A 9,956-nucleotide genomic window follows, 5' to 3' on the forward strand; every position below is an offset into this window, starting at 1 on the left:
GGACCTGACTATTCCAACCTGAGCACGGCGAGGAAGGCTTCTTGTGGAATTTCCACGTTGCCGACCTGCTTCATGCGTTTCTTACCGGCCTTTTGCTTCTCGAGCAGTTTCTTCTTACGGCTGACGTCACCGCCGTAGCATTTGGCCAATACGTTCTTTCTGAGCGCCTTGACGGTTGTCCGGGCGACGATCTGACCGCCAATGGCAGCCTGGATGGCCACGTCGAACATCTGACGAGGAATCAGTTCTTTCATCTTCTCGGTCAACTGGCGACCTTTGAAGTGCGAATTGTCACGGTGCACGATCAGCGCCAGGGCGTCGACCTTGTCGCCGTTGATCAGCACGTCCAGCTTCACCAGATTAGCCGATTGGTAACGATCGAAATGGTAATCCAGCGAAGCATAGCCGCGGCTGGTGGATTTCAGACGGTCGAAGAAGTCCAGGACCACTTCGTTCATCGGCAGGTCGTAGGTCACCTGGACCTGGTTGCCGAGGAACAGCATGTCGACCTGCACACCGCGTTTTTCGATGCACAGGGTGATGACGTTGCCCAGGTGCTCCTGCGGTACCAGGATGTTGGCACGCACGATTGGCTCGCGCATGTCTTCGATCGCGGACACGTCCGGCAGCTTCGACGGGTTGTCGACGTAAATCGTTTCACCGGTTTTCAGCACCAGTTCGAAGATTACGGTCGGTGCCGTGGTGATCAGGTCCAGGTCGTATTCGCGCTCCAGGCGCTCCTGGATGATCTCCATGTGCAGCATGCCGAGGAAGCCGCAACGGAAGCCGAAGCCCAGGGCGTCGGAGCTTTCCGGGGTGTACTGCAGCGACGAGTCGTTCAGGGTCAGCTTCTGCAGCGCTTCGCGGAAGTCCTCGAAGTCGTCGGAGCTGACCGGGAACAGACCGGCGTAAACCTGTGGCTGAATGCGTTTGAAACCCGGCAGTACCGGAACATCCGGCGTCGAGCTCAAGGTCAGGGTGTCACCGACCGGTGCACCGTGAATGTCCTTGATGCTGGCGATGATGAAGCCCACTTCGCCGGCCTTCAGGTCTGCGGTGGCGGTGTGTTTCGGGTTGAAAACACCGACGCTGTCGACCAGGTGGACCTTGCCGGTGGATTTCACCAGGATCTTGTCGCCCTTCTTCACGCGGCCATGACGCACGCGCACCAGGGAGACAACGCCCAGGTAGTTGTCGAACCAGGAGTCGATGATCAACGCTTGCAGCGGATCTTCGATGTTGCCGGTCGGCGCAGGAATGGTCGCGACCAGACGCTCGAGCACTTCGTCGACACCCAGGCCGGTCTTGGCGCTGCAGGTGACGGCGTCGGTGGCGTCGATGCCGATGATCTTCTCGATCTCGTCCTTGACGCGGTCGGGCTCGGCCTGCGGCAGGTCGATCTTGTTCAGTACCGGCATGACCTCGAGGCCCTGCTCGATGGCGGTGTAGCAGTTGGCCACGGACTGGGCTTCAACGCCCTGACCCGCGTCGACCACCAGCAAGGCACCTTCACACGCGGCCAGGGAACGGCTGACTTCGTAGGTGAAGTCGACGTGGCCCGGGGTGTCAATGAAGTTCAGCTGGTAGGTGACGCCGTCTTTGGCTTTGTAATAGAGGGTAACGCTGTGGGCCTTGATGGTGATCCCGCGTTCGCGCTCCAGATCCATGGAATCCAGTACCTGGGCTTCCATTTCACGCTCGGCCAGGCCACCGCACATCTGGATGAAACGGTCAGCCAGCGTCGACTTGCCATGGTCAATGTGGGCGATGATGGAGAAATTGCGGATATGACTCAAATCACTCACGGATCAACACTCAAAAAGGCTGCAGGCTTGGCCCGCCGAAAAATAGCCGGGAATTGTACCTGATACACGGCGCAAGCGTCACGTTCGCCTGTCACCCGGATTGCATGCAAAAACGCCCCGGTCTTGCGACCGGGGCGTTTTCAAGGCTGGAGCAAGGGTGAAACCTTGTTCATCAACCGGCTCGACGCAGCAACCAGACACCCGCCAGGGCACAGACGCCTGCCGGCACCAGCACTGCGAACAGCGGCGAGAAGCCAAATACCAGACTGGACGGACCGAGCAGATCCTGGACGATGCGGAAGGTGAACCCCACCAGCACACCGGTAAACACCCGCTGACCGAGGGTTACCGAGCGCAGCGGGCCGAAAATGAAGGAGATCGCCATCAGCACCAGCGCGGCAGTCACCAGCGGCTGCAACACCTTGACCCAAAAGGCCAGCCAGTAACGGCCGTTGCTCAGACCTTGATCGGCCAGGTAGTGGATGTAACCCCACAGCCCGGTAATCGACAGCGCTTCCGGTGCCATGACCACGGTGTTCAGCAGTTGCGGGCTGATGGACACATCCCAGTCTTCGGTCGGCTTGTTGACGACTTCGGTGCTGCGCTCATGGAACAACGTGGTGGTCACGTCGGTAAGCTGCCAGCGAGTGCCATCGAACTCGGCGCGCTTGGCGAAGCTCGAGCTCAGCAGGTGGCGTTCCTTGTCGAAGTGATAGCGGGTCACACCATACAACAGGCCATCGGGTTGCACGGCGTTGATATGGATGAATTCCTCGCCCTGACGGTGCCACATACCGTGCTTGGCGCTTTGCGCGTCGCCACTGCCTTGAGCCAGCGAACGATTGGCCTGAGCCATGCTCTCGGTAGCCGGCGCAACGTACTCGCCGATCAGCACGCCGGCCAGCATCAGCACCAGCATCGGCTTCATGACCGCCCAGACGATGCGCCCGATGGACACACCCGCCGCACGCATCACCGTCAGCTCACTGCTGCTCGCCAGGCTGCCGAGGCCGATCAGACAGCCGATCAGTGCTGCCATCGGCAACATGTCATAGAGCCGGCGCGGTGCGGTCAGCAGTACAAAACTCAACACATCAGCCAAGGTGTAGGTATCGCTGACGTCGCTCATCTCGTCGATGAAGGCAAACAATGTCGCCAGGCCAAGGATGATCGCCAGCACGGCGATGATCGCCATGAACACGCTGCTGCCGATGTAGCGGTCGAGTTTAACCACGAGCCACCTCCAGCGCAGCGCTGCGACGGCTGGCCATTTTCAGGCGCAGCGGTTCCCAGTACAGCAGGCCGATACCGATGACCAGGAAGATCCCGTGTACCCACCACAGACCCAGGCTCGCCGGGATCTTGCCTTTTTCGAGGGCGCCGCGAGCGGCAATCAGGATGGTCAGGTAAGCCATATAAAGAAGAATCGCCGGCAGCAACTTGAGGAAGCGCCCCTGGCGCGGATTGACCCGCGACAGCGGCACCGCCATCAGAGTCACGATAAATACCAGCAGCGGCAGCGACAGGCGCCATTGCAGTTCGGTCTTGGCGCGGATGTCATCACTGGCCATCAGGGTCGACGTCGGCATGGCGTCACGGTCGGTGACTTCCTCGCTGACATCGGGCTTGGGCAGCAGAACACCATAGGTTTCGTAGTGGATGGCGCGGTAGTTGGCCAGTCCCGGGCTGCCGTCGTAGCGGTAGCCGTTGTGCAGGATCAGGTAACGGTTGCCGTCAGGACGGACTTCCTGCCGGCCTTTCTCGGCCACCAGCACGGAAATCCCGCGATCCGCCTGGTTGGCACCGAGGTTTTTCTGCGAGATGAACACGCTGCCCAGGTTGACCCGGTCGTCGCTCAGGTTTTCGGTGTAGGTCACCCGCGTGCCATCGCGCAACGCCTGGAAGCGGCCCGGCTCAAGGGTGTCGAATTCGGTCAGGGCGTCCTGCTTGTTCAGCAGCAGCTGGAACTGGTTGGCACCTTGCGGGGCCAGACTCAGGCTCAGCCATGCCACCACCAGTGCCACCAGCGTGGCCGGGAACAGGGTCATGCGGAACAGGCGCTGCTGGCTCATGCCAGTGGCCGACAGCACGGTCATTTCGCTTTCCAGATACAACCGGCCGTACGCCAGCAGGATCCCGAGGAACAGACCCAGCGGCAGAATCAACTGCATGAAGCCCGGCAGACGGTAGCCCATGATCAGGAACAGCGATCCCGGATCGAGCTGGCCCGCAGCGGCCTGGGCAAGGTATTTGATGAAGCGACCGCTCATGATGATGACCAGCAGCACGGCACTCACCGCACTCAGGGTCAACAGGACTTCGCGGGACAGATAACGGAAGACGATCAAACCAGACACTCCAGGGTTGTCAGGCTAAGGCGGCCAAACAAGCAAACGTATCGACAGGCCCGCCAGGCAGAGCCGTCGAAAAAAGATGCGGCATTATCCTGTGATTGAGCGCGCCTGTCACTGCGCACACTCACGCAAGCGTGCAATCGGTTGAAGATCGTTCCGAGGAGGGTTGTCAGGCGCAGGGAGCGAGGTTCAAACTGCGGCCCTTGTCGCAGGCGCTGGCCTGCGCCTTTTCTCTCTATAAGCAGGCGACTGCGGACACCGCCGAACGCCTGCGTGTTGACCATTCATTCAGGGATCCGGACATGGAACTGGTTGTAAAAAGCGTTAGCCCAGAAACGTTGAAAACCGCCACCCTGGTGGTTGCCGTCGGTGAAGGCCGCAAACTCGGCGTCGCCGCCAAGCAGGTCGACGAACTGAGCGGCGGCGCCATCAGCGCTGTCCTCAAGCGTGGCGACCTGGCCGGCAAAGTCGGGCAGAGCCTGTTGCTGCACAGCCTGCCGAACCTGAAAGCCGAGCGCGTGCTGCTGGTCGGCGTGGGCAAGGATGAAGAACTGGGCGACCGCCCGTTCCGCAAGATCGTTGCCGGCATCCTCAACACCCTCAAGGGCCTGGGCGGCAGCGATGCCGTGCTGGCGCTGGATGAAATCATCGTCAAGGGCCGTGACAGCTACGGCAAGACTCGCCTGTTGGCCGAAACCCTGGTCGACGGCGAATACACCTTCGACCAGTTCAAGAGCCAGAAAGCCGAGCCGCGCGCTCTGAAGAAAATCACCCTGCTGACCATCAAGGCCGCTCAAGCCGAAGTGCAACGCGCCGTGAATCACGCCACCGCGATCGCCAACGGCATGGCGTTCACCCGCAACCTGGGCAACCTGCCGCCGAACATCTGCCACCCGACCTTCCTCGGCGAGCAAGCCAAGGACCTGGGCAAAGAGTTCAAGGATCTGAAAGTCGAAGTGCTCGACGAGAAGAAAATCAAATCCCTGGGCATGGGTTCGTTCTACGCCGTCGGTCAGGGCAGCGCCCAGCCACCGCGTCTGATCGTCATGCAATACAACGGCGGCAAGAAATCCGAGAAGCCGTACGCACTGGTCGGTAAAGGCATCACCTTCGACACCGGCGGCATCAGCCTGAAACCGGGCGCCGGCATGGACGAAATGAAGTACGACATGGGCGGCGCCGCCAGCGTGTTCGGTACCCTGCGCGCCGTGCTGGAACTGAAGTTGCCGATCAACCTGGTGTGCATCCTGGCCTGCGCCGAGAACATGCCGAGCGGCACCGCTTCGCGTCCGGGCGACATCGTGACCACCATGAGCGGCCAGACCGTGGAAATCCTCAACACCGACGCCGAAGGCCGTCTGGTGCTGTGCGACGCACTGACCTACTCCGAGCGCTTCAAGCCGCAAGCGGTGATCGACATCGCCACCCTGACCGGTGCCTGCGTGGTTGCCCTGGGTGCGCACACCTCCGGCCTGCTGGGCAATAACGACGAACTGATCGGCCAACTGCTGAGCGCCGGCAAGGCTGCCGACGACCGCGCCTGGCAACTGCCGCTGTTCGATGAGTACCAGGAGCAACTGGACAGCCCGTTCGCCGACATCGCCAACATTGGCGGGCCGAAGGCCGGCACCATCACCGCCGCGTGCTTCCTGTCGCGCTTCACCAAGAACCTGAACTGGGCGCACCTGGACATCGCAGGCACCGCGTGGACCAGCGGCGGCAAGGACAAGGGCGCCACCGGCCGTCCGGTTCCACTGCTGACCCAGTACCTGCTGGATCGCGCCAAAGCCTGAAACCGATGACTGCGAGCGGCGTCTCTTAAGAGGGACGCCGCTTTCAGCTCAGGAACCGCAATGACCAAAGTCGACTTCTACATCCTGCCCAGTGCCGATCCTTCGGCGCGTCTGGATTTTGCCTGCAAGCTCACCGAGAAAGCCTGGCGCATGGGCCACCGCATCTACCTGCATTGCAGCGATGCCGCCCAACGCGAAGACCTCGATGCGCGACTGTGGGCGTTCAAGGGCGAAACCTTCGTGCCCCATGGCCCGGCCGAGAGCGAACCGGAAGGTTTGATCGTGCTTGGATTGGGCGATGACTGCGGCCAGCATCAGGACTTGCTCGTCAACCTCGACCTGAAGGTCCCGGCCTTCGCCAACAAGTTCGCCCGAGTGGCGGAAGTGGTGGTGGAAGATCCGGCGATCCGTGCGGCTGCGCGGGAGAGTTTCCGTTTCTACCGGGAACAGGGCTATCCTCTGCAAGACCACCGTTTACAGCGACTCTGAGTACGCCGATGGACACTCCAAAACCGCTGCAAAAACCCGCGCACTTGCTGGATGACCTCGAGTCGATCCGCCAGTTGCTGGGCGATGACAACCTGCAACCGCCGCTTTTGACCGATACGGTCGATGATGGTGAACAGGAACAGATTCCGATGCTGTTCGACTCGGTCGCCACTGAGCCACCCGCCGTCGAACCGCCACCCGCTACCGTCGAGAAACCCGCCACCGCGCCCGTCGCACCTGTGGACAAAGGCCCCGACGCGCTGCTGCACCTGGACAGCGAACTGCGCGCCGCTGCGCAACTGATCATGCAAGACGTGATCGATGACTTCGCCCCGCACATCGAAACCGAAATCAAACGTCGCCTCGAGGCACGGATGGAACGGCTTCTGAGCCAGTACGAATAATCGACGGTGGGAGCCGTCGCACGGTTGCTCCCACTTTTAGATCCCCACCCGGCCCGCCCCGCTCGCCCTGCGCCCCATGCCCCGCTATACTTCCCGGCTTTTCCTGAATAAATGCCAATAGGGTCCCGCCGCGCATGGATAAGACCTACCAGCCGCACGCCATTGAAACTTCCTGGTACAACACCTGGGAGTCCGAGAACTACTTCGCCCCGCAAGGCGCGGGCGACTCCTACACCATCATGATCCCGCCGCCGAACGTCACCGGCAGCCTGCACATGGGTCACGGTTTCAACAACGCGATCATGGACGCCCTGATCCGTTTCCGCCGCATGCAGGGTCGCAACACCCTGTGGCAACCGGGCACCGACCACGCCGGTATCGCCACGCAGATGCTGGTGGAGCGTCAACTCGAAGCCCAGGGCCAGAATCGCCACGATCTGGGCCGCGAAAAATTCCTCGAGAAAGTCTGGGAGTGGAAGGAACAGTCCGGCGGCAACATCAGCCGTCAGATTCGCCGCCTCGGCTCGTCCGTGGACTGGAGCCGCGAGCGCTTCACCATGGACGACGGCCTCTCGGAAGCCGTTAAAGAAGCGTTCGTGCGCCTGCACGAAGACGGTCTGATCTATCGCGGCAAGCGCCTGGTCAACTGGGACACCAAGCTGCACACAGCGATTTCCGACCTCGAAGTGGAAAACCACGACGAGAAAGGTTTCCTGTGGAACCTGAAATACCCGCTGGCCGACGGTGCGAAAACCGCTGAAGGCAACGATTTCCTGATCGTCGCGACCACCCGTCCGGAAACCATGCTCGGCGACTCCGCCGTCGCGGTAAACCCGAACGACGAGCGCTACAAAGCCCTGATCGGCAAATTTGTCGAGCTGCCGCTGGTCGGCCGCCGCATTCCGATCATCGCCGACGATTACTGCGACCCTGAATTCGGCACCGGCTGCGTGAAAATCACCCCGGCCCACGATTTCAACGACTACGAAGTCGGCAAGCGCCACAACCTGCCGCTGCTGAACATCTTCGACAAGAACGCCAACGTGCTGCCGGCAGCACAGGTGTTCAACCTCGACGGCACGCTGAACGACAGCATCGACGGCAAGATTCCGGCCGAGTACGCCGGTCTCGAGCGTTTCGAAGCGCGCAAGCAGATCGTGGCTGCGTTCGACGCCGCCGGCCTGCTGGTCAGCGTCGACGACCACAACCTGAAAGTGCCGAAAGGAGACCGCTCCGGCACCGTCATCGAGCCGTGGCTGACCGACCAGTGGTACGTGTCCACCAAGCCGCTGGCCGAGCCTGCGATTGCTGCCGTTGAAGACGGCCGTATCCAGTTCGTGCCGAAGCAGTACGAAAACATGTACTTCTCGTGGATGCGCGACATCCAGGACTGGTGCATCAGCCGTCAGCTGTGGTGGGGCCACCGGATTCCGGCCTGGTACGACGAGTCGGGCAAGGTCTACGTCGGCCGTGACGAAGCCGAAGTACGTGCCAAGCACAACCTCGGCCCGGACGTTGCGCTGCAACAGGACAACGACGTTCTCGACACCTGGTTCAGTTCGGGCCTGTGGACCTTCTCCACCCTGGGCTGGCCGGAAAAGACCGAGTTCCTGAAGAAATTCCACTCCACCGACGTTCTGGTCACCGGTTTCGACATCATTTTCTTCTGGGTCGCCCGGATGATCATGCTGACCATGCACCTGATCAAGAACGAGGACGGCACGCCGCAGGTTCCGTTCAAGACCGTTTACGTGCACGGTCTGGTGCGTGATGGCCAGGGCCAGAAGATGTCCAAGTCCAAGGGCAACGTTCTGGACCCGCTGGACATCATCGACGGTATCGAGCTCGAAACCCTGGTGCAGAAACGCACCTCCGGTCTGATGCAGCCAAAACTGGCGAAGAAGATCGAGAAGCAGACCCGCGACGAGTTCGCCGACGGCATCGCCAGCTACGGCACCGACGCCCTGCGCTTCACGTTCTGCTCGCTGGCGTCCACCGGTCGCGACATCAAGTTCGACATGGGCCGCGTCGAAGGCTATCGCAACTTCTGCAACAAGATCTGGAACGCTGCGCGCTATGTTTTGGACAAGGGCGAAGACTGCGGCCAGAACGGCGAAGCCTACGAGCTGTCGCTGGCGGATCGCTGGATCATCTCGCAACTGCAACGCACCGAAGCCGAAGTGACCCGCCAACTGGATCAGTTCCGTTTCGACCTGGCGGCACAAGCGCTGTACGAGTTCATCTGGAACCAGTACTGCGACTGGTACCTGGAATTGTCCAAGCCTGTGCTGTGGGACGAAAACGCGCCGGTCGAGCGTCAGCGCGGCACTCGCCGCACGCTGGTTCGCGTACTGGAAGTGGCGCTGCGCCTGGCGCATCCGTTCATGCCGTTCATCACTGAAGAAATCTGGCAGCGCATCGCGCCGCTGGCCGGCATTCAGGGCAAGACGATCATGCTGCAAGCCTGGCCGGTGGCCAACGAAGAGCGCATCGATCCGGCAGCCGAAGACGACATCGAATGGCTCAAGGGCCTGATGCTCGGCACGCGGAACATCCGTGGCGAAATGAACATCGGCCCGGGCAAACCGCTGCCGATCTACCTGAAAAACGTCACCGCTGAAGACCAGCGCCGCCTGACCGAGAACGAAGCGCTGCTGAAGAAGCTGGCGCGTCTGGAATCGATCACCGTACTGGCGGCCGGCGAAGAAGCGCCACTGTCCGCCACCGCACTGGTTGGCGAGATGGAAGTGCTGGTGCCGATGGCCGGTCTGATCGACAAGAACGCCGAACTGGCGCGTCTGGACAAGGAAATCCTGCGTCTGCAGGGCGAAGTCCAGCGTGTCGGCGGCAAGCTGTCCAACGCCGGTTTCGTTGACAAGGCTCCGGCCGAAGTCATCGAGAAGGAACGCGCCAAGCTGGCCGAGGCCGAACAAGCCCTGGGCAAACTGGCCGAGCAGCACGCGCGGATTGCCAGCCTGTAACGGCAAATCGCACTGAAAAAGGGAGGCCATGCGGCCTCCCTTTTTTGTGCCCGGTGTCCCGTCCTGAATAAGGTTTACACCTTCTGATCTATTTTCAGGAGGACGTAATGGAGGCGGCTAAAAGGCGTAG

The 9,956-nt window shown here is 61.2% G+C and carries 7 protein-coding genes; 4 read left to right on the forward strand and 3 right to left on the reverse strand.

From position 1 onward, the window contains the following. Window positions 1–8: 8 nt before the first annotated feature. The 3 genes from lepA to lptF all read right to left on the reverse strand — a co-directional run bounded on the left by lepA (window position 9) and on the right by lptF (window position 4,153). A complete protein-coding gene (gene lepA / locus AC1RR7_RS29670; protein WP_085608162.1) occupies window positions 9–1,805 on the reverse strand; it encodes a translation elongation factor 4 in 1,797 nt (598 codons plus the stop codon). A 172-nt stretch (window positions 1,806–1,977) separates the two neighbouring features. Next, window positions 1,978–3,039, reverse strand: coding sequence for an LPS export ABC transporter permease LptG (gene lptG, locus AC1RR7_RS29675; RefSeq protein ID WP_096819211.1), 1,062 nt, complete (start codon window positions 3,037–3,039; stop codon window positions 1,978–1,980). Next, window positions 3,032–4,153, reverse strand: a complete 1,122-nt coding sequence (lptF, locus tag AC1RR7_RS29680) for an LPS export ABC transporter permease LptF (RefSeq protein WP_096819209.1) — start codon at window positions 4,151–4,153, stop codon at window positions 3,032–3,034. The genes lptG and lptF overlap by 8 nt, the downstream gene beginning before the upstream one ends. 308 nt (window positions 4,154–4,461) lie before the next feature. Here lptF and AC1RR7_RS29685 point away from each other — a divergent pair, with 308 nt between their 5' ends. From AC1RR7_RS29685 to AC1RR7_RS29700, 4 genes are all read left to right on the forward strand, one after another. Further along, window positions 4,462–5,952, forward strand: coding sequence for a leucyl aminopeptidase (locus AC1RR7_RS29685; protein ID WP_096819207.1), 1,491 nt, complete (start codon window positions 4,462–4,464; stop codon window positions 5,950–5,952). 60 nt (window positions 5,953–6,012) lie between these two features. Continuing rightward, complete coding sequence (locus tag AC1RR7_RS29690; protein ID WP_096819206.1) at window positions 6,013–6,441, forward strand: DNA polymerase III subunit chi; 429 nt, start codon at window positions 6,013–6,015, stop codon at window positions 6,439–6,441. 8 nt (window positions 6,442–6,449) lie between these two features. After that, window positions 6,450–6,845: a DNA polymerase III subunit chi gene (locus AC1RR7_RS29695; RefSeq protein WP_102619518.1), complete on the forward strand. Its 396-nt coding sequence runs from the start codon at window positions 6,450–6,452 to the stop codon at window positions 6,843–6,845. 134 nt (window positions 6,846–6,979) lie between these two features. Next, complete coding sequence (locus AC1RR7_RS29700; RefSeq protein ID WP_096819202.1) at window positions 6,980–9,826, forward strand: valine--tRNA ligase; 2,847 nt, start codon at window positions 6,980–6,982, stop codon at window positions 9,824–9,826. Window positions 9,827–9,956: the final 130 nt, after the last annotated feature.

The sequence above is a fragment of the Pseudomonas sp. GW821-FHT11G12 genome, assembly GCF_058808055.1.